The organism is Vibrio sp. SG41-7, from assembly GCF_014164465.1.
Classification (GTDB): Bacteria; Pseudomonadota; Gammaproteobacteria; order Enterobacterales; family Vibrionaceae; genus Vibrio; species Vibrio splendidus.
On sequence record NZ_JACJFF010000026.1, the window covers coordinates 19,446 to 38,968 of the forward strand.

The following is a 19,523-nucleotide window of genomic DNA, read 5'->3' on the forward strand; positions in this document are numbered from 1 at the left end:
ATAGATAAAAGTATAGGAATTGGTAATGGAACCTAGTGAAGATCAAAAGCTAGCAGACGAATGGGCTGCAGCACTTGGTGAAGACCCTTTAGCACCGTCAATTGATGTTGATGATGTGCTTGCGGCGCCACTTGATGAGCTAACTGATTCGTCGTCTCCGATTTCTGAAGATGAGCGTCGTAAACTGGATACCATCATGGATATCCCAGTGACTATCTCGATGGAAGTTGGCCGTTCTCAGATCAGTATCCGTAACTTACTTCAATTGAACCAAGGTTCGGTTGTAGAGCTCGATAGAATTGCTGGTGAGTCACTCGACGTGATGGTTAACGGGACTCTGATTGCTCACGGAGAAGTGGTTGTGGTGAACGACAAATTTGGTATTCGTTTGACTGACGTAATTAGCCAAACAGAACGAATTAAGAAGCTACGTTAATGCGCTTTTCGCCAAAAAGATTGGTGGGTTCGTCTCGCGGAACATTGGGAATAGGGCTGTTGTCTACGCCTTCTATTGCTTTTGCCGCGCCTCCTTCTCTTGATTTAGCGACCACTTTTGGGTCGCTAATTTTCGTTATCGCCTTCATCTTATTTATTGCTTGGTTACTCAAGCGAATGCAAGTGCCTGCGATGTCGAATCAACAAGGTTTGGCTATTGTTAGGCAAATTCCTGTTGGTACTAAAGAACGCATTGCGATTGTGCAAGCAGGTGATGAACAGTTCTTAGTCGGCATTACCACACAGTCGATTCAGCTGATCTCTAAGCTCGATAAACCTCTTACTCAGGAGATGCTGGAAAAAAGTACATTTTCAAGTCAGCTTTCCCAGCTAATTAAAAAAGATGCAAACAAGTAACGGACTTTTCACCTCATCTTACCTTTGCCAAATCGGATCTTTTCGAGCGGTAAAAGCGTTGTTGGTTCAGCTCATCCTCCTCTGTTCTTTCGTGTTCAGTGTGTCGGTATTTGCACAGGCAGAAGATGGCACCGTCATTCCAGCGAATACAGCAGGCTCAGAGTCGGTTACCATCAGCACGATGGAACAAGACCAAGCCAAATCACAAACCATGACCACTGGTAGTTTAACGGGTAATGGTGGTGGCATTCCTGCCTTTACCATGACCACCAACGCCAATGGCGGTGAAGACTACTCGATCAATTTACAGATATTGGCCTTAATGACCATGCTTGGCTTCTTGCCGGCAATGGTAATTTTGATGACGTCGTTCACCCGTATTGTGGTGGTGATGTCGATTTTGCGTCAGGCTATGGGTCTCCAACAAACGCCTTCAAACCAAGTGATTATTGGTATCGCGATATTTTTGACCTTTTTCATCATGTCACCAGTGATCAATCAAGTGAATGAGCAAGCGGTTCAGCCTTATCTCAATGAACAAATATCGGCACGACAGGCGTTCGACGTTGCCCAAGGCCCGATTAAGTCTTTCATGCTCAAACAAACCCGAATCAAAGATCTAGAAACCTTTGTTGAGATCTCGGGTGCGGAAGTGACTAACCCTGAAGATGTTTCCATGGCAGTTTTGATTCCAGCGTTTATCACGTCGGAGTTGAAAACGGCTTTCCAAATCGGCTTTATGCTGTTCTTACCTTTCTTAATCATCGACTTGGTGGTCGCCTCGGTATTGATGGCTATGGGTATGATGATGTTGTCACCGATGATTGTATCGTTACCATTTAAGTTGATGTTGTTCGTCCTTGTTGATGGTTGGAACTTGATACTCTCCACTCTCGCCGGCAGTTTTGCCTTGTAGCTGGGGGAATAATGAATCCTGAAATATTCGTAGAGTTGTTCCGAGATGCACTTTGGATGGTACTGATAATGGTATGTGCCATTATTATTCCTAGCCTATTGATTGGTTTAGTCGTAGCGGTTTTCCAAGCTGCGACGTCTATCAACGAACAAACATTGAGTTTCCTACCGCGTTTGATCGTGACGTTATTGGCGTTGATGATGTTTGCTCACTGGATGACTCAGATGATGATGGAGTTTTTTTTCGAACTCATCGAACGCTTACCGCAAGTTCTGTATTAAATCGATATGGAATACCCAACGAGCCTTGTACTAGAGTGGTTAGCCAATTATTTTTGGCCATACACTCGCATCTCAGCCATGCTGATGGTGATGACGGTAACAGGGGCACGCTTTGTGTCGCCGCGTATCCGTCTGTATTTAGGTTTGGCGATCACCTTTGCTGTGATGCCCGCAATTCCTGCTGTTCCTAAAGAGGTTGAGCTGCTGTCCTTCCAAGGATTCTTGACGGTATTTGAACAAATCGTGATTGGTGTTGCCATGGGGTTTGTTACTCAGTTTTTGATTCAAACTTTTGTTATGCTCGGTCAGATTTTAGGTATGCAATCGAGTTTGGGTTTTGCCTCTATGATCGATCCTGCGAACGGTCAAAATACGCCAGTACTTGGCCAACTGTTCATGCTGTTGGCGACCATGTTTTTCTTGGCGACCGATGGTCACTTGAAAATGTTGCAACTGGTGGTGTTCAGCTTTAAAACTTTGCCGATTGGCAGTGGGTCTTTAACCGCCGTCGATTTTAGAGAGCTGGCATTGTGGCTTGGAATCATGTTCAAAACAGCATTAGCGATGTCGTTATCGGGTATTATTGCGCTGCTGACGATTAACCTTTCATTTGGTGTAATGACACGTGCGGCACCTCAGCTAAACATATTTTCTTTGGGTTTTGCATTTGCGCTACTCGTGGGTCTGTTACTTTGTTGGTACATCCTTGGCGGCTTGTTTAGCCACTATGAGCTATTTTGGATACAAGGCGAGCAACAGATATGTCGTCTAATCCGGTTAGATTGCTAGGAGACTGAAATGGCAGAGTCAGACGGTCAAGAACGCACAGAAGACGCCACGCCCAAACGCTTGCAACAGGCCAAAGAGAAAGGGCAGGTTGCAAGGTCAAAAGAGCTGGCGTCAGCATCGGTATTGATAGTCGGTGCGATTTCTTTAATGTGGTTTGGCGAATCGATGGCGAAGGCTTTGTTCGAGGCCATGCAACGCCTGTTTTCACTCAGTCGTGACGAGATTTTTGATACTAACAAGCTACTGGAAATAGCGGGTGGCGCATTAGTAAACTTGTTGTTTCCACTGTTCTTGATTCTCATCACTTTGTTCGTTGCTGCTGTGATTGGCGCTGCGGGTGTTGGTGGGGTCAATTTCTCAATGCAAGCGGCTATGCCAAAAGCATCTAAGCTCAACCCTTTGAGTGGTATCAAGCGTATGTTTGGCTTACAAAGCTGGGTTGAACTGCTGAAATCTATCTTGAAAGTGGCTTTGGTATCGGGCATGGCCATTTACCTGATTCAAGCTTCTCAACATGATTTGATGCAGTTGAGTATGGATGTGTATCCACAGAATATATTCCATGCCTTAGATATTTTGCTCAACTTTATCCTATTGATCAGTTGTTCTCTACTCATCGTGGTCGCCATTGATATCCCATTCCAGATCTGGCAACACGCTGATCAGCTGAAGATGACCAAGCAAGAAGTCAAAGACGAATTCAAAGACACTGAGGGTAAGCCCGAAGTGAAAGGTCGTATTCGTATGCTGCAACGAGAAGCCGCTCAACGTCGAATGATGGCTGACGTACCTCAAGCGGATGTGATTGTGACCAACCCTGAGCACTTTTCAGTGGCGCTTCGCTATAAGCAGAATCAAGATAAGGCACCAATTGTGGTTGCTAAAGGTGTCGATCACATGGCGATGAAGATCCGTGAAATTGCACGAGAAAATGACATCTATATTATTCCAGCACCGCCATTGGCTAGGGCGCTTTATCACACCACAGAGCTAGAACAACAAATTCCTGACGGTCTGTTTTCGGCAGTTGCACAAGTGCTTGCATATGTTTTCCAGCTTAAGCAATACCGAAAAAAAGGTGGAGAGAGGCCAAAACTGCAAGATTCTAATATGCCGATCCCACCTGATTTACGACATTAGATCAATTGCTTGAGCTCAGCTTGATGAACCCTGATAATAGCAACTTAGCTACCCATCTTGTTTTCGAGGTGATGGCGATAATTTGACGTGAGATGTTGGTACAGTGTTTGCTATATCAATTCCGAACATATTAGCCCATAGCAACATAGCTTAGACCTAGGCCTCAATCTGCTTAGTGAGATAGCTACAACATAGCGAAACTGCCTAGATTTATGAAATTCACCCTGCCTTTTGCGGACAAGCTACCTAAAATTCCTAACCGTGCCATGCCTGCGATTGGCGCGCCTGTTATGGTGCTTGCAACGCTTGCTATGGTGGTGTTGCCCATTCCAGCTTTCTTGTTGGATATGTTCTTCACCTTCAACATTGCACTGTCTATGGTTGTGCTATTGGTTTCGGTTTATACCCGTCGGCCTTTAGACTTCGCTGCATTCCCGACCGTACTCCTGATTGCGACTCTGCTCCGCTTGGCCCTGAACGTTGCTTCGACACGTGTGGTATTGCTCCATGGCCATGAGGGTGGTGACGCTGCCGGTAACGTTATTGAAGCCTTTGGTAACGTGGTTATCGGTGGTAACTATGCGGTTGGTTTGGTGGTGTTCTTGATCCTGATGATCATCAACTTCATGGTTGTCACCAAAGGTGCGGGTCGTATCTCGGAAGTAAGTGCACGTTTTACCCTTGATGCTTTACCGGGTAAGCAGATGGCAATCGATGCCGACTTAAATGCAGGTTTGATCGACCAAGATCAGGCTCGTACTCGACGTTTTGAAGTGACCAAAGAAGCCGATTTCTACGGTTCAATGGACGGTGCATCTAAGTTTGTTAAAGGTGATGCGATCGCTGGTATCTTGATCTTGTTCATCAACATTATTGGTGGCTTGAGTATTGGTATGGTTCAGTTTGACCTTGGTTTTGGTGAAGCGATCGAAATCTACACGCTACTGACTATCGGTGATGGTCTGGTTGCTCAAATTCCGTCTCTACTCCTTTCTATCGCTGCTGCGATGATGGTAACGCGTCAAAATACTGATGAAGATATGGGGCAACAGCTCTTCTTCCAATTGTTCGATAACCCTAAATCCTTGATGATCACCGCCGCTATCCTTGGCATCATGGGTATTGTGCCGGGTATGCCTCATTTCTCGTTCTTGAGCCTTGCTGCCGTTGCAGGTGCAGGTGCCTATTACATTGATAAAAAGAACAAGAAAAAAGCTGAACAACCCAACCTTCCAGCTACGGTTGAAGCGAGTGGGGAGACGGGTTCTCAGAAAGAACTTTCGTGGGATGATGTTCAGCCTGTTGATATTATTGGCTTAGAAGTTGGCTACCGCTTGATTCCTCTAGTTGACAGAGACCAAGGTGGCGAATTGCTTGAACGCGTTAAAGGGGTGCGTAAGAAGCTGTCTCAAGATTTTGGTTTCTTGATCCCAGCAGTACACATCCGCGATAACCTAGAATTGACGCCAAACAGTTACCGACTCACCTTAATGGGGGTTGCGGTTGGTGAGGCTGAGATTAAGCCGGATATGGAATTAGCCATTAACCCAGGCCAAGTGTATGGAATGATCGATGGTGAGCCGACGATTGACCCTGCCTTTGGTCTAGAAGCTGTGTGGATTCGTGAAGAGCAGCGTGAACATGCGCAAGCCTTAGGTTACACGGTTGTTGATTCATCAACCGTGTTGGCCACTCACCTCAGTCAACAGCTAACGAATAACGCATCACAACTGATTGGTCACGAAGAAGTACAAAACTTACTTGAGATGCTTAGCCGTTCAACGCCTAAGCTGGTGGAAGGCTTTGTACCGGACCAGTTACAGCTTGGCGTCGTTGTGAAAGTGCTACAGAACCTATTGAATGAAGCCATTCCAATTCGTGATATTCGAACAATAGTCCAAACTTTGTCGGAGTACTCAAGTAAGAGTCAAGAACCTGACATACTTACGGCGGCTGTTCGTATCTCTTTGAAACGACTAATTGTTCAAGAAATCAATGGTATAGAGCCAGAACTACCCGTGATAACCTTGATTCCAGAGCTGGAACAAATCTTGCATCAAACCATGCAGGCATCCGGCGGAGAATCTGCTGGTATTGAACCTGGTTTAGCCGAACGTTTACAGACCTCACTCAGCCATGCCACACAAGAGCAAGAGCTGAAAGGTGAACCAGCAGTGCTACTGACCTCTGGTGTATTGCGTTCAACTCTGGCTAAGTTCGTGAAGAACACGATCCCAAGCTTGAGAGTGTTATCTTACCAAGAGATACCGGACGAAAAGCAGATACGTATAGTACAAGCTGTTGGTAATTAAGCCGCCTAATTAGAACGGACGATCGAATTGAAAATTAAACGATTTTTTGCAAAAGATATGCGAACCGCACTGCTCCAAGTTAAAGAAGAACTTGGCTCAGAAGCGGTGATCATGTCTAACAAAAAGGTCGCAGGTGGCGTGGAAATTGTTGCCGCTATTGATGGCGAATCTAGCCCGTCGACAGCGAGCCAGAGATTAAATAAACCTCAGCAGCCTGCGCAAAGCCAATATACGCAAATGGCCGCGCCCGCAGCACCGGCAGGGCGTCGTCAACTAGACGATGACAAGGTTAGCCTACAGACAAGTGCTGAAGGTGGACGCTCAATGACTAAACGCTTTGCGAATATGCTAAAGCAATACAGTCATGGCGCCGATGATGAGCCACAACACCGCGCTGAAAACGAAGACTCGTTGTCAGCATTGCTAAATCGCCAATCCAGCACGGGTCATAAGCCGCATAGCAATCATCAGCCACATAGTAATCGTCAGTCTCTTGGCAATCAACAATCTTCTGGCAACCATCAGTCTTCTGGTAACCAGCAATCTCACGGGAGCCTCGATTCAGCATTTGCTCGTGAAACAGGCTTATCTAAATTGATTGCCGAAGACCGCAGAGTAGAGCGTCCAACACCTCGTTTGGATCCTACCCGTTATGATCGTGGTCGTGAAAACCCTCAGTCGAAAGGTTCAGATGCTGAAATGGAGACGATGCGTGAAGAGATGACCTCAATTCGTCGTCTATTAGAGCATCAAGTATCAGGGCTAATGTGGCAAGAAGTTGAGCGTCGTGAACCGCTCAGAGCAATGCTTATCAAACGCCTTGAGCGTATGGGTGTATCTGCCGAGCTTGCCGATCAAATGGCCTGTTACATTCCTGAAGATACCAAGCCGGCACGTGCATGGAAGGCTTTGTTAGCACTGGTTGCTGACCAGATCTCTGTCACGCAAAAAGATATTTTAAAACGCGGTGGTATTGTGGCCTTGTTGGGCCCGACTGGCGTAGGTAAAACAACGACGGTTGCTAAGCTAGCTGCACGCGCAGCCATGGAATATGGCGCCGACAACGTCGCACTAGTGACAACGGATACATATCGTATAGGTGCACATGAGCAGTTATCGATTTATGGTCGAATTATGGGTTGTCCTGTAAGAGTTGCTAAAGATTCTAGTGAATTGGCCGATGTAATATATCAGTTACGTAATCGTCGCCTGATTCTGGTCGATACTGCAGGCATGGGACAACGAGATGTTCGCCTATCTGAGCAGTTAGACACATTGATGCAAGAGAGTGGTTCCGTTATCAATAGTTACCTTGTGTTGCCTGCAACCGCACAGCGCAAAGTACTACAAGAAACCATTGAACACTTTAGAAGAATCCCGTTGTCGGGATGTATCCTGACTAAGCTGGATGAATCCCTTAGCTTGGGTGAGTTCATCAGTGTGGTAATACAAAATGCATTACCAGTTGCTTACATAGCAAATGGTCAACGAGTTCCTGAAGATATCGTCATAGCTCAGCCAAAGTATATGATTGCTAAGGCTAATGAGTTATTAGAAAAATCTACAGAGAATGAACCTCATTACTGGAATAGCGATTCTGAAGGGCTCTAGGCGGCGGATAAATATGAATGAGAATATGATACACGATCAAGCTAGCGGCCTCCGTCGCTTAACCAAGCCTTCACTCACAAAAGTTATCGCTGTAACCGGTGGTAAGGGAGGCGTCGGTAAATCGAATGTGACGTTAGGTATGGCTATTTGTATGGCTCGCCAAGGCAAGAAAGTCATGGTACTGGACGCCGACTTAGGGCTGGCTAACGTAGACATCATGCTGGGCATTCGTTCTAAACGAAACCTGGGTCATGTGTTGGCTGGCGAATGTGAACTTAAGGATGCGATTGTCGAAGGGCCGCACGGAATTAGAATTATTCCAGCGACATCTGGCACGCAAAGCATGACTGAACTTTCACACGCTCAACATGCTGGGTTGATTCGTGCATTTGGTTCGCTTGAAGATGAGATGGATATCTTGTTGGTTGATACCGCTGCGGGTATTTCAGACATGGTAATTAGCTTCTCAAGAGCGGCGCAAGACGTGGTTGTTGTGGTCTGTGATGAGCCTACCTCAATCACTGATGCATATGCACTGATCAAGCTTTTGAGCCGAGAGCACCAAGTTCAGCGATTCAAAATTGTTGCAAATATGGTCAGAAGCTACCGCGAAGGCCGAGAATTATTTGCAAAGTTGACTTTGGTCACAGAGCGCTTCTTGAATGTGAGCCTCGAACTCGTAGCATGTATTCCTTTAGATGATAAAGTACGTCAATCAGTCAAGAGACAGAAAATCGTAGTAGATGCGTACCCTCGCTCTCCAGCTGCATTGGCAATCAGCTCTTTGGCTAATAAAGCATTGACCTGGCCAATACCAAAAACGCCAAGTGGACACTTGGAGTTCTTTGTTGAAAGGCTGCTGAATCGTACTGAATTTATAGAGGAACCATTTGGTGAATAAAGCGCTTACTTACGATCAACATGCTAATCACAATAGCCAACAGGCTTTTTTTGAGAAGTATTCTGTGTTGGTTAAACGTATCGCTCATCACTTGTTGGGGCGATTACCGCCTAATGTCTTGGTTGATGACTTAATTCAAGCTGGCATGATTGGCTTGATTGAAGCGCAACAAAACTATGATGGTACCAAAGGCGCAAGCTTTGAGACGTATGCAGGTATTCGGATTCGCGGAGCTATGTTGGATGACATTCGACGTGGTGACTGGGTGCCGAGATCGGTTCATAAAAACAATCGAGAAATCAGCAGTGCAATCGCGGAATTAGAGGGTACCCTCAATCGCGACCCAAGTGATGCCGAAGTGGCAAAGCACATGGGGCTGAGTTTAGACCAGTACCACAACGCTTTAACTGATATTAATTGCTCAAGACTTGTCGGAATCGAAGATTTAGGCGTCTCAGATGATGTAATATCTCCGAATGAAGACTCTCAAGATAACACGCCTTTTCAAGGGGTTGCTGATGAGTCATTTCGTCAAGCTTTGATCGATTCGATAAAACAACTTCCGGAAAGGGAAGGCCTCGTGCTTTCGCTTTATTACGACGAAGAACTCAATTTAAAAGAGATTGGGGAAGTACTAGGTGTCAGCGAATCTCGTGTCAGCCAAATACTGAGCCAATCTATGCAGCGTTTACGCACTAAGTTAAGTGCTTGGACACAGAACGACTAACAACACTGATTCTATTCAGTGGAGGCTAATTTGAACAAAAACATGAAAATTCTCATTGTTGATGATTTTTCAACGATGCGCCGAATTGTTAAAAACCTACTTCGCGATTTAGGTTTCAACAACACTCAAGAAGCAGACGATGGCTTAACCGCGTTACCTATGCTGAAAAAAGGCGAATTTGATTTCGTGGTAACTGACTGGAACATGCCAGGCATGCAAGGTATTGACCTGCTTAAACACATTCGCGCAGATGCAGAACTTAAGCACCTTCCAGTGCTTATGATCACTGCGGAAGCGAAGCGTGAGCAGATCATCGAAGCAGCGCAAGCGGGTGTTAATGGTTACATTGTGAAGCCTTTCACTGCTGCAACGCTGAAAGAGAAACTTGATAAGATTTTTGATCGCTTATAAGCATCAATAAGTTTTAGGCACTTCTAGGCAAGCACTGACCGATAAGATCTCTGTTTATCTCGATAGCCTAAGCGCACAAAGTATGTGGAGTAAGGCCGAACTCAGGATGATTTCATTAGAACAAGCAAAAAAATTAGTAGAGCTGCTTGAGAACGATAAGCAGCAAGATGCTGATTCTCTTGTTAGAAGCATTTATGAAGACAATTTTAGTCTTCAAGACAATCCAATGCTTCAAGAAATAGGAAGTTTGACTCGCGACCTCCATGACTCTTTGACTCAATTCAATTTCGATGAGCGCATTAGCGTTATCGCAAATGATGAAATCCCTGACGCAAGGGATCGCCTTCAATATGTCATTGATAAAACGGAAGTTGCGGCAAATAAGACGATGGACGCTGTCGATCGTTGTATGCCAATTGCAGACAACCTACACGAGTGTTTACTTCAAGTAAGGCCTCAATGGAATGAACTGATGCATGGCCGCATTGAGCTGGCACAATTTAAAGCTTTATGTCACCGCATTGATGGATTGCTTGTCCAAGTAGAAGGCGATAGTACTGAACTGCGTGGACAATTGACTGAAATCTTGATGGCTCAGGATTTCCAAGATTTAACTGGGCAGATAATTAGCAAAGTTATTACCTTGGTGAATGAGGTTGAAGGACGTTTGGTCGAGATTCTCACCGTATTCGGTGCGAATCAAACAGAGCCAACTCCAGAGTCAGAGAAGAAAGCATCTATTGCGCCTGAAGGTCCAATTCTGAACCCAGAAGAGCGTGAAGATGCTGTTGCATCTCAAGATGAAGTCGACGATTTGTTATCCAGTCTTGGATTTTAAAGGTAACGTATGAGCTACGATTTAGACGAAGATATTCTTCAGGACTTTTTAGTCGAAGCAGGAGAGATCCTTGAACTCCTATCAGAACAACTGGTAGAGCTTGAGAATAACCCTGACGACAAAGACCTATTAAATGCTATTTTCCGTGGTTTCCATACAGTAAAAGGTGGTGCTGGTTTCCTAGCATTGACTGAGCTGGTGGATACTTGTCATGGTGCTGAGAATGTGTTCGACATTCTACGAAACGGCCAGCGCAGCGTAACATCAGGTTTGATGGATACCATGCTACAGGCTCTAGATACAGTGAATGTACAGTTTCAAGCCGTGCAAGATCAGGAACCTTTAGTGCCAGCTGATCAAGCTTTATTGGATGAACTTCACCGCCTCTGTAAACCACAGTCTGCCGATGAAGCTGCTCAAGTAGAAGCCCCTGCACCAGTAATCGCTGAACCCGTTTTTGAAGCGCCTGCTGAACCGATCGTCGAAAGCGCAAGCATTAGTGCATCTTCAGTGGATGATATCTCTGAAGATGAGTTTGAGCGTCTGCTTGATGAGCTTCATGGTAAAGGTGGTTCACCAACAGCATCTTCTGTACCAACACCGCCGCCAGCTCCTGTTGCTCCTCAGCCGGTTGCTGAGAGCGGTGATATTACGGATGACGAATTCGAAAAGTTATTAGATGAACTGCATGGTGCGGGCAAGAGCCCGACGGCAGTAGGTTCACCGCCTCCTCCTCCGCCAGCACCTTCTTCCGCACCCGTTTCGGCGATGTCTGAAGGTGATGACCTGATGAGCGACGAAGAGTTTGAGAAGCTACTAGACCAGTTACATGGTTCAGGTAATGGACCAACTATTGAAGAGCTAGATGCAGCAACTAAACCTGCTGCAGCGAAGCCTATTGCTCCAGTGCCGGCTCCACAAGCAGCACCTAAGCCATCTGCACCGGTCGCTGTTAAAGAAGCACCAGCGAAAGCTGAAGTTAAAGCGCCAGCGAAGAAACAACAAGCCGACGCTACAGTTCGTGTCGACACGTCAACACTGGATACCATCATGAATATGGTGGGTGAGCTGGTGTTGGTTCGTAATCGACTTGTGAGCCTTGGCTTAAACAGTAACGATGAAGAGATGGCAAAAGCTGTCTCGAATTTAGATGTTGTTACCGCAGACCTCCAAGGTGCGGTAATGAAGACTCGTATGCAGCCGATCAAGAAAGTTTTTGGTCGTTTCCCACGAGTTGTCCGCGACCTTGCTCGTAGTTTGAAGAAAGACATTGTTCTTGAAATGCGCGGGGAAGAAACGGATCTTGATAAGAATTTAGTTGAAGCACTTGCCGATCCACTGATTCACTTAGTGAGAAACTCTGTGGATCACGGTATTGAAATGCCTGAAGCCCGTATTGCAGCTGGCAAATCACAAACGGGTAAAGTGATTCTATCTGCCTCGCAAGAAGGTGACCATATTGAACTGGCTATCGTTGATGACGGTGGCGGTATGGACCCTGATAAGCTTCGTGCTATTGCGGTTAAACGCGGTCTGATGGATGAAGATGCAGCGTCTCGCTTATCAAACAAAGAGTGTTTCAATCTTATTTTTGCACCTGGCTTTTCAAGCAAGGAGCAGATCTCGGATATCTCTGGCCGTGGTGTAGGTATGGACGTTGTGAAAACAGCGATCAACACACTGAATGGCTCGATTGATATTGATTCAGAAATGGGACAAGGCACCAAGATCACGATCAAGGTTCCATTGACGCTGGCGATTCTACCAACCTTGATGGTCGGTGTTGCCGGACATCCATTTGCATTGCCACTGGCTTCTGTAAACGAGATCTTCCACCTAGATTTAAGCCGCACAAACGTGGTTGATGGCCAGCTGACGATTATCGTTCGCGATAAGTCTATTCCGTTGTTCTACTTGCAAAACTGGCTGGCACCTAAAGCGGGTATTGTGGAATCGCGTAAAGGACACGGCCATGTTGTTATCGTACAACTTGGTAGCCAACGTGTTGGTTTTGTTGTTGATACGCTTATTGGCCAAGAAGAAGTTGTTATCAAACCACTTGATAAACTACTACAGGGCACGCCAGGAATGGCAGGCGCGACAATTACAAGTGATGGACACATTGCATTGATTCTAGATGTGCCGGACTTGTTGAAGCAGTACGCAGCTGCGTCAAGAATTTAATTTAAGGATAAATATGGCGATTAAAGTATTAGTCGTTGATGATTCGAGTTTTTTTCGTCGTCGCGTTAGCGAGATCATCAACTCAGAGGCTCGCCTAGAAGTCATTGATGTAGCAGTAAACGGTAAAGAAGCGGTTGAGAAAGCGAAACAGCTGAGACCTGACGTAATCACGATGGACATCGAAATGCCTGTCATGGACGGCATCACAGCCGTTCGTGAAATCATGGCTGCGTCGCCAACGCCTATTTTAATGTTTTCATCGCTAACGCATGATGGTGCGAGAGCAACGTTAGATGCGTTAGACGCTGGTGCTCTAGACTTCCTACCTAAGAAGTTTGAAGACATCGCACGTAACCGTGATGATGCTGTCGCATTGCTTCAACAACGTGTGATTCAGATTGCAGCAAAGCGTGCGTTTATGCGCCGTGCTCCTATTGCGCCACGCGCTACAGCTACACCAGCAACAACTTCAACACCATTGCGCCAACCGATTTCAGCAGCAGCTTCAGCAGTGAAACCAGCGGTTGCATCAACGGCGAAATTCAGAGCTTCGGGTAAAAAGTATCAATTAACTGCAATTGGTACCTCTACAGGTGGCCCGGTTGCACTACAGAAAATTTTGACGCGCATCCCTGCACACTACCCACATCCGATTGTGTTAGTTCAGCATATGCCAGCAACGTTCACCGCCGCTTTTGCTAGCCGACTGAATACCTTATGCAAGATTGAGGTTCGCGAAGCACAAGACGGAGATGTGTTGAAACCTGGAGTGGCTTATCTTGCTCCTGGTGGTAAACAGATGATGGTTGACGGCCGTGCAGGATCTGCTCGCTTAAGAATTATCGATGGCGGCGACCGAATGAATTACAAACCTTGTGTGGATGTAACCTTCGGCTCTGCAGCGAAGATCTACGGTGACAAAGTCTTGTCTATGATACTGACCGGTATGGGCGCTGATGGTCGAGAAGGTTCGCGTATGTTAAAAACTGCGGGCTCGACAATCTGGGCGCAAGACGAAGATAGTTGTGTTGTATATGGTATGCCTCAAGCTGTAGCAAAAGCTGGCATTTCTACTGAAGACCTCCCTCTAGACCGCATTGCGGAAAGGATTTTGGTTGAAGTTGGGTTAGCTTAGGTAAATCGAAATGATTGTTTGGAGTGTTGCAAACCAAAAAGGTGGTGTTGGTAAAACGACCTCGACCGTGACCCTGGCAGGTTTACTTGCGTTGAAGGGGCACCGTGTTCTGTTGGTTGATACTGACCCGCATGCATCACTAACCACTTATCTGGGTTACGACTCAGATACGGTGGAATCGAGTCTGTTTGATCTATTTCAGTTGCGTGAGTTTAACGCGCCGACAGTAAGACCTTTGATTTTACAAACGGAAGTCGAAGGTATCGATATTATTCCCGCGCACATGTCTTTGGCAACATTAGACCGTGTGATGGGAAATCGAAGCGGTATGGGGTTGATCTTGAAGCGTGCTTTAGCCGCTTTGAAAGACGACTATGACTATGTGCTTATCGATTGTCCGCCGATCTTGGGTGTGATGATGGTCAACGCATTGGCTGCCAGTGACCGTATTTTGATTCCGGTACAGACTGAGTTTTTGGCAATGAAGGGCTTAGAGCGCATGATTCGCACTTTGGCTATCATGCAGAAGTCTCGCAAAACACCGTTTAAGGTGACGATTGTCCCAACGATGTACGACAAGCGAACTAAAGCATCACTGCAAACATTAACTCAGCTAAAAGAAGATTATCCAAATCAAGTTTGGACATCCGCTGTGCCGATAGACACTAAGTTTCGAGATGCTAGCCTAAAGCGCTTACCAGCATCTCATTTTGCATCGGGTAGTCGTGGTGTATTTGCTTACAAACAGCTGCTTATTTATCTCGAAAGGCTGGCGATAAATGAGCGCGAATAAAGAATCAACAATGGCGCGATCAAGTTTATCAAGTGAACAAGCACTTGATGATTACTTTACTGCGCTGTTAGGTGATGAAATGCTGGATTCTGACGAATTTTTTGTTGACGAGACCAGCGATGAGTCATCATCTGCAGAGCCAGAGCCCAAACATTCGAGTTACTCGACCTATGCCGAGTTACGAGAAGCTGAATTTGAAGTGCCCAATCTGGAAGACGTTCAAAAATTACTGAGCCGCTTAGAAGCGACGAACGTGGTTGATGAACTGAATCTTGATGAATTAATGGATCAGAACACGCAGAAAATCGCTCAGCAAGCAGACATGCAGATGTTTGATGCGGCGGTGGAATCCGTTCAGCTTTCTGTAGAGCCTGAGATTCAAGATTGGAACCTCCCAGAGTCAGATTCGTCAATGGTTGTTGATCGACCTGTTGAACGACCAATTGAGCAGCAAGCTGAGTCACCAATAGCTGAAGAGTCGCACGTTGAAGCTCAGCAAGACGGAACTCACACTGAAGAGTCAGAAATTGAATCTATCAGTGAACCCGAGGTTGAGCTTGAAACTCAATCTGGCGGTATTGAACGGTTTACCTCTTGGGAAACTACGGCTCGAACAGAAGATTTTCAGGTACTGTATTTTGACGTCAACGGGGTAACATTTGCTGTTCCTCTTGATGAGCTTGGTGGTATTCATCGCCTTGAAGAGCTAAGCCATTTGATTGGTAAGCCTGCTTGGTATTTAGGTTTGCAAACAAATCGAGATAGTCAGTTAGATGTGGTCGACACCGCAAAGTGGGTGATGCCTGAGAAACTAACGAATGATGAATACAAAGAAAACTATCAATATATAGTGATGCTTGGCGAAAGCTTATGGGGGCTTGCGGGTACTGAACTTAAAGGTACCGAGCTTCTTAATACAGATAAAGTTCGTTGGCGAGAAATGGCAGGTAAACGCCCATGGCTCGCTGGTATGGTAAAAGAAAAAATGTGTGCTTTGATTCATGTTGAAGCATTGATCGCCATGCTAAACGCAGGGCTAGATGTAAAAGCATTAAGCTAGTAATAAGCATTAGGCTAACAATAAACGCATCAAGTTAATAATAGTGGTCGGTAACGACGGCAAGAGGATTAAATATGTCTCATATGAGTGAAATTGAAGTAAGAAAAGACCCAACCAATGATGAAGTACTTCAATGGGTGACATTCCAGCTAGAAGAAGAAACTTACGGCATTAATGTTATGCAGGTACGTGAAGTACTTCGCTACAGTGAAATTGCTCCAGTACCGGGTGCTCCAGATTACGTTCTAGGTATTATTAACCTGCGTGGTAACGTTGTTACTGTTATCGACACTCGTTCTCGCTTTGGTTTGATGCAAGGTGAAATCACAGACAACACTCGTATCATCGTTATTGAATCTGAGCGTCAAGTCATTGGCATTCTAGTAGACAGCGTTGCTGAAGTGGTTTACCTACGTTCTTCCGAAATCGACACTACTCCAAGTGTTGGTACTGATGAAAGTGCTAAGTTCATCCAAGGTGTAAGTAACCGTGATGGCAAGCTGCTTATCTTAGTAGATCTAAACAAACTACTAAGCGAAGACGAATGGGATGAGATGGCTCACCTGTAATGTTTGAAGCGCTTCCTTTAAGCCCTGTTGCTCTGATTGCCGGAGTCGGGGTTTTTACGTTATTCATCGTGATTTTGATTAGCAAAGTAAAACGTGCGATTCAAAAGCAGCTCGATCAGTCACGCCTGCAAGTTCGTAACTTGGACAAAGAGCTTCAAAAATCGAGCAAGCAATTGCTTGAGGTTCGCTCTGTCGTGGTTGGCCTTGGTCAGAAAGTGACGGAACAGCAAGATCTAATAAAGCACTTGAATGAACGCATTGTAGAGCTGGAACATGTTGATACCGATGGGCGCTTGTACACGCGTGCAACGAAGATGGTTCAGCTTGGTGCAGGGATAAACGAACTGATCGAAGAGTGTGAATTACCTAAAGCTGAAGCTGAGCTGATGATGTCTCTGCAGAATAAGCTCGCGGGTAAGGAAAAAATTCCTTCGCTAAGAAGTAACCCTTCATCGTACGATGAGCAACCAGATGCATCTCATAAGCGCAGAGACCCAACTCGACGTCGTTAAATCGAGCGCTCGCTGCGTATTGAGTAATTGATGTTTATCGTGCACTCCTCTTAAAAGAAGCTTCGGCTTCTTTTTTTGTGCCTGACAGCTCTATATAGAACGATGTTTATAAGTGCTTGTATCTAAGGCAGTATCTTGTTTGTTGATGAAAATGTGTAAATTGTGATGCGGTGGTAACAGTTTCTTACGGAGTTTGTTCTATCGAAAACGCCTAGTCCTGTTTTGTCACCATATTGGTGTGCTACTATAGCCCTTTCATTACTCGACTAAATTTACCTATGCTTGAAGTCTCAAATTTAACTGCTATTCGTGACGACAGGGTTCTATTTGAATCGTTGTCTTTTCAATTGAAACCCGGTGAGCTGGTTCAAGTTGAAGGTCGTAACGGTACTGGGAAAACGACACTCCTTAGGATTATCACCGGCTTAGGTGATCGTGATGAAGGCACTATCTCTTGGGATGGTGAGTCCATTGAAACGAGTCGAGATGTGTATCACCAAAATTTGCTTTTTCTTGGTCACCAAACTGGCGTAAAACGCGAGCTTAGTGCCTATGAAAACCTGAGCTTCTATCAATCGATTCACAGCAGTGGAACGAGTAAGGAAGAACTTTACAATGCATTGGCTCAAGTCGGCCTTGCTGGACGAGAAGACGTGCCTGCAGGTCAACTTTCGGCGGGTCAACAGCGCCGTGTAGCATTGGCTCGTCTGTGGTTAAGTAAGCAAATGTTGTGGATTCTAGATGAACCGCTGACTGCCATTGATAAGCAGGGCGTTAAAGTTCTTGAGTCTCTTTTTTCTCAGCATGCAGACAACGGTGGCATTGTGTTATTAACCACACACCAAGACATGTTTGCTGATAGCCCGAAACTAAGAAAAATAAAGTTGGGTGAGTAATATGATTTCTTCAATGACAACGATCATTCGACGTGAGCTGTTGATCGCATTTCGTCGCCAAGCCGATATCTTTAACCCTCTGTGGTTTTTTATCATTGTCATCACCCTTTTCCCATTGAGTATCGGCCCTGAGCCAAACCTACTTGCGCGTATCGCAGCGGGCATTGTTTGGGTTGCTGCTTTACTTTCTGCATTACTCTCTCTCGAACGATTATTCCGAGATGATTTCCAAGATGGCGCCCTCGAGCAGATGATGCTGATGCCCATCCCGTTGCAGTTGGTAGTATTGTCCAAGGTCATAGCGCACTGGTTATTGACAGGGTTACCATTAATATTGATCAGTCCGTTGTTAGCGGTACTGCTGTCCTTGGATTTCGATACTTGGTTATCGGTGGTCTTAACGTTATTGGTTGGTACGCCTGCATTAAGCTTTATTGGTGCGATTGGTGTCGCTTTAACGGTTGGATTACAAAAAGGCGGTGTGCTGTTAAGTCTGCTTATTTTGCCGTTGTATATCCCAATTCTTATATTTGCTACATCCGCGATTGATGCGGCAGCACTAGGCGTTGCGTATAACGGACAATTAGCTGTGTTAGGGGCAATGCTAATGGGCGCAATGACGCTCACACCATTTGCCATAAGCGCAGCGCTGAGAGTGAGTGTTAACTAGTTAATTATCTGATTAAAACTAGCTAACCAAGCGCTCACTTCCACTTTGTTTGTTCAGAGTGAACTAATTGAAGCTTTTAAACTCATAGAGTCACTGAAAGAGACAGTAAGCCAAATAAATTATAATAATTATAGCTGTGATAGCTGTAAGCAATATGAAGTAAGAGTGAGATTACAACATGTGGAAATGGCTCCATCCCTATGCCAAAGCAGAAACCTCTTATCAGCTTGCTGGTAAACTTCTGCCATGGTTCTCTATCCTAGCGCTATTGTGTCTATCAGTAGGTACTGTGTGGGGGCTTGCATTTGCGCCTTCTGATTACCAACAAGGCGATAGCTTCCGTATCATCTATATCCATGTTCCGTCTGCAATTTGGTCGATGGGCGTATACATGTCGATGGCAATTGCGGCATTTATCGGCTTGGTATGGCAGGTGAGATTATCAGACATGGCTGCATTGGCTATGGCGCCTATTGGTGCTGTTTTTACCTTCATAGCGCTGCTAACTGGTGCTGTTTGGGGTAAACCAATGTGGGGTGCTTGGTGGGTTTGGGATGCACGTTTGACCTCAGAGCTGATTCTTCTATTCCTATACTTGGGTGTGATTGCACTACACCACGCGTTTGACGACCAAAAAACCGCAGCGAAAGCAGCAGGTATTTTGGCGATCGTTGGTGTCATCAACCTACCTATCATTCACTTTTCAGTAGAGTGGTGGAATACACTTCACCAAGGCGCGACGATTACTAAGTTCGATCAGCCTTCTATTTCAAGTGACATGCTATGGCCGCTTCTTCTCAACATCTTCGGCTTCGCCTTTTTCTTTGGTGCTGTGACTATGGTTCGTTTTAGAAACGAAATCATCAGTAAAGAAAGTCACCGTCCGTGGGTTCGTAAACTCGCGGCTGATAAAGCGTAGTAGGGTA

The 19,523-nt window shown here is 45.6% G+C and carries 21 protein-coding genes; all 21 read left to right on the forward strand.

What is annotated here, in order from left to right:
• Positions 1–25 precede the first annotated feature (25 nt).
• The 21 genes from fliN to H5300_RS09535 all read left to right on the forward strand — a co-directional run bounded on the left by fliN (position 26) and on the right by H5300_RS09535 (position 19,516).
• On the forward strand, positions 26–436 hold the full coding sequence (gene fliN / locus H5300_RS09435; protein WP_004736208.1) for a flagellar motor switch protein FliN: 411 nt from the start codon (positions 26–28) through the stop codon (positions 434–436).
• Positions 436–852 (forward strand): flagellar biosynthetic protein FliO, encoded by a 417-nt coding sequence (fliO, locus tag H5300_RS09440; RefSeq protein ID WP_017091071.1) that lies wholly within the window; start codon positions 436–438, stop codon positions 850–852. The genes fliN and fliO overlap by 1 nt, the downstream gene beginning before the upstream one ends.
• Complete coding sequence (gene fliP, locus H5300_RS09445; RefSeq protein ID WP_017076815.1) at positions 839–1,768, forward strand: flagellar type III secretion system pore protein FliP; 930 nt, start codon at positions 839–841, stop codon at positions 1,766–1,768. Before fliO ends, fliP begins: the two co-directional genes overlap by 14 nt.
• A gap of 11 nt (positions 1,769–1,779) precedes the next feature.
• Complete coding sequence (gene fliQ, locus H5300_RS09450) at positions 1,780–2,049, forward strand: flagellar biosynthesis protein FliQ (RefSeq protein WP_004736211.1); 270 nt, start codon at positions 1,780–1,782, stop codon at positions 2,047–2,049.
• Between the two features lie 6 nt (positions 2,050–2,055).
• Positions 2,056–2,838: a flagellar biosynthetic protein FliR gene (fliR, locus tag H5300_RS09455; protein WP_182795840.1), complete on the forward strand. Its 783-nt coding sequence runs from the start codon at positions 2,056–2,058 to the stop codon at positions 2,836–2,838.
• Positions 2,839–2,847: 9 nt separating this feature from the next.
• A complete protein-coding gene (gene flhB, locus H5300_RS09460; RefSeq protein ID WP_182795841.1) occupies positions 2,848–3,978 on the forward strand; it encodes a flagellar biosynthesis protein FlhB in 1,131 nt (376 codons plus the stop codon).
• Positions 3,979–4,190: 212 nt separating this feature from the next.
• Positions 4,191–6,290: a flagellar biosynthesis protein FlhA gene (gene flhA, locus H5300_RS09465; protein WP_182795842.1), complete on the forward strand. Its 2,100-nt coding sequence runs from the start codon at positions 4,191–4,193 to the stop codon at positions 6,288–6,290.
• Positions 6,291–6,317: 27 nt separating this feature from the next.
• Entirely contained in the window at positions 6,318–7,901 is a 1,584-nt protein-coding gene (gene flhF, locus H5300_RS09470) for a flagellar biosynthesis protein FlhF (RefSeq protein WP_182795843.1), read from the forward strand.
• 13 nt (positions 7,902–7,914) lie between these two features.
• Positions 7,915–8,802, forward strand: coding sequence for a MinD/ParA family protein (locus tag H5300_RS09475; RefSeq protein ID WP_004736216.1), 888 nt, complete (start codon positions 7,915–7,917; stop codon positions 8,800–8,802).
• Entirely contained in the window at positions 8,795–9,529 is a 735-nt protein-coding gene (locus H5300_RS09480; RefSeq protein ID WP_017076812.1) for an RNA polymerase sigma factor FliA, read from the forward strand. The genes H5300_RS09475 and H5300_RS09480 overlap by 8 nt, the downstream gene beginning before the upstream one ends.
• Positions 9,530–9,571: 42 nt before the next feature.
• Positions 9,572–9,940 carry a chemotaxis response regulator CheY gene (gene cheY, locus H5300_RS09485; protein ID WP_016767062.1) on the forward strand — a complete coding sequence of 123 codons (369 nt, stop codon included), beginning with the start codon at positions 9,572–9,574 and terminating at the stop codon, positions 9,938–9,940.
• Positions 9,941–10,046: 106 nt separating this feature from the next.
• On the forward strand, positions 10,047–10,778 hold the full coding sequence (locus H5300_RS09490; RefSeq protein WP_004736219.1) for a protein phosphatase CheZ: 732 nt from the start codon (positions 10,047–10,049) through the stop codon (positions 10,776–10,778).
• A 9-nt stretch (positions 10,779–10,787) separates the two neighbouring features.
• On the forward strand, positions 10,788–12,962 hold the full coding sequence (locus tag H5300_RS09495) for a chemotaxis protein CheA (protein WP_182795844.1): 2,175 nt from the start codon (positions 10,788–10,790) through the stop codon (positions 12,960–12,962).
• A gap of 13 nt (positions 12,963–12,975) precedes the next feature.
• A complete protein-coding gene (locus H5300_RS09500) occupies positions 12,976–14,097 on the forward strand; it encodes a chemotaxis response regulator protein-glutamate methylesterase (RefSeq protein WP_017076809.1) in 1,122 nt (373 codons plus the stop codon).
• Between the two features lie 10 nt (positions 14,098–14,107).
• Positions 14,108–14,890: a ParA family protein gene (locus H5300_RS09505; RefSeq protein ID WP_017076808.1), complete on the forward strand. Its 783-nt coding sequence runs from the start codon at positions 14,108–14,110 to the stop codon at positions 14,888–14,890.
• The gene (locus H5300_RS09510) at positions 14,877–15,950 is read left to right on the forward strand and encodes a chemotaxis protein CheW (RefSeq protein WP_182795845.1); all 1,074 of its coding nucleotides are present in this window, start codon (positions 14,877–14,879) and stop codon (positions 15,948–15,950) included. Before H5300_RS09505 ends, H5300_RS09510 begins: the two co-directional genes overlap by 14 nt.
• A 74-nt stretch (positions 15,951–16,024) precedes the next feature.
• Complete coding sequence (locus H5300_RS09515; RefSeq protein ID WP_004736225.1) at positions 16,025–16,519, forward strand: chemotaxis protein CheW; 495 nt, start codon at positions 16,025–16,027, stop codon at positions 16,517–16,519.
• The gene (locus H5300_RS09520) at positions 16,519–17,031 is read left to right on the forward strand and encodes a DUF2802 domain-containing protein (RefSeq protein WP_017090989.1); all 513 of its coding nucleotides are present in this window, start codon (positions 16,519–16,521) and stop codon (positions 17,029–17,031) included. The genes H5300_RS09515 and H5300_RS09520 overlap by 1 nt, the downstream gene beginning before the upstream one ends.
• 278 nt (positions 17,032–17,309) lie before the next feature.
• A complete protein-coding gene (gene ccmA, locus H5300_RS09525) occupies positions 17,310–17,927 on the forward strand; it encodes a cytochrome c biogenesis heme-transporting ATPase CcmA (protein WP_012603450.1) in 618 nt (205 codons plus the stop codon).
• A gap of 1 nt (position 17,928) precedes the next feature.
• Positions 17,929–18,597, forward strand: a complete 669-nt coding sequence (gene ccmB, locus H5300_RS09530) for a heme exporter protein CcmB (RefSeq protein ID WP_004736228.1) — start codon at positions 17,929–17,931, stop codon at positions 18,595–18,597.
• Between the two features lie 178 nt (positions 18,598–18,775).
• Entirely contained in the window at positions 18,776–19,516 is a 741-nt protein-coding gene (locus H5300_RS09535) for a heme ABC transporter permease (RefSeq protein WP_004736229.1), read from the forward strand.
• Positions 19,517–19,523: the final 7 nt, after the last annotated feature.

Bases quoted from the DNA above. Each gene is read 5' to 3' on its own strand.
- flhB (WP_182795841.1), top strand. From the start codon at position 2,848: ATGGCAGAGTCAGACGGTCAAGAACGCACAGAAGACGCCACGCCCAAA.
- fliR (WP_182795840.1), top strand. From the start codon at position 2,056: ATGGAATACCCAACGAGCCTTGTACTAGAGTGGTTAGCCAATTATTTT.
- fliN (WP_004736208.1), top strand. From the start codon at position 26: ATGGAACCTAGTGAAGATCAAAAGCTAGCAGACGAATGGGCTGCAGCA.
- ccmB (WP_004736228.1), top strand. From the start codon at position 17,929: ATGATTTCTTCAATGACAACGATCATTCGACGTGAGCTGTTGATCGCA.
- fliP (WP_017076815.1), top strand. From the start codon at position 839: ATGCAAACAAGTAACGGACTTTTCACCTCATCTTACCTTTGCCAAATC.
- H5300_RS09505 (WP_017076808.1), top strand. From the start codon at position 14,108: ATGATTGTTTGGAGTGTTGCAAACCAAAAAGGTGGTGTTGGTAAAACG.
- H5300_RS09490 (WP_004736219.1), top strand. From the start codon at position 10,047: ATGATTTCATTAGAACAAGCAAAAAAATTAGTAGAGCTGCTTGAGAAC.
- ccmA (WP_012603450.1), top strand. From the start codon at position 17,310: ATGCTTGAAGTCTCAAATTTAACTGCTATTCGTGACGACAGGGTTCTA.
- fliO (WP_017091071.1), top strand. From the start codon at position 436: ATGCGCTTTTCGCCAAAAAGATTGGTGGGTTCGTCTCGCGGAACATTG.
- H5300_RS09520 (WP_017090989.1), top strand. From the start codon at position 16,519: ATGTTTGAAGCGCTTCCTTTAAGCCCTGTTGCTCTGATTGCCGGAGTC.
- H5300_RS09515 (WP_004736225.1), top strand. From the start codon at position 16,025: ATGTCTCATATGAGTGAAATTGAAGTAAGAAAAGACCCAACCAATGAT.
- H5300_RS09510 (WP_182795845.1), top strand. From the start codon at position 14,877: ATGAGCGCGAATAAAGAATCAACAATGGCGCGATCAAGTTTATCAAGT.
- flhA (WP_182795842.1), top strand. From the start codon at position 4,191: ATGAAATTCACCCTGCCTTTTGCGGACAAGCTACCTAAAATTCCTAAC.
- cheY (WP_016767062.1), top strand. From the start codon at position 9,572: ATGAAAATTCTCATTGTTGATGATTTTTCAACGATGCGCCGAATTGTT.
- H5300_RS09535 (WP_004736229.1), top strand. From the start codon at position 18,776: ATGTGGAAATGGCTCCATCCCTATGCCAAAGCAGAAACCTCTTATCAG.
- H5300_RS09495 (WP_182795844.1), top strand. From the start codon at position 10,788: ATGAGCTACGATTTAGACGAAGATATTCTTCAGGACTTTTTAGTCGAA.
- H5300_RS09500 (WP_017076809.1), top strand. From the start codon at position 12,976: ATGGCGATTAAAGTATTAGTCGTTGATGATTCGAGTTTTTTTCGTCGT.
- H5300_RS09475 (WP_004736216.1), top strand. From the start codon at position 7,915: ATGAATGAGAATATGATACACGATCAAGCTAGCGGCCTCCGTCGCTTA.
- fliQ (WP_004736211.1), top strand. From the start codon at position 1,780: ATGAATCCTGAAATATTCGTAGAGTTGTTCCGAGATGCACTTTGGATG.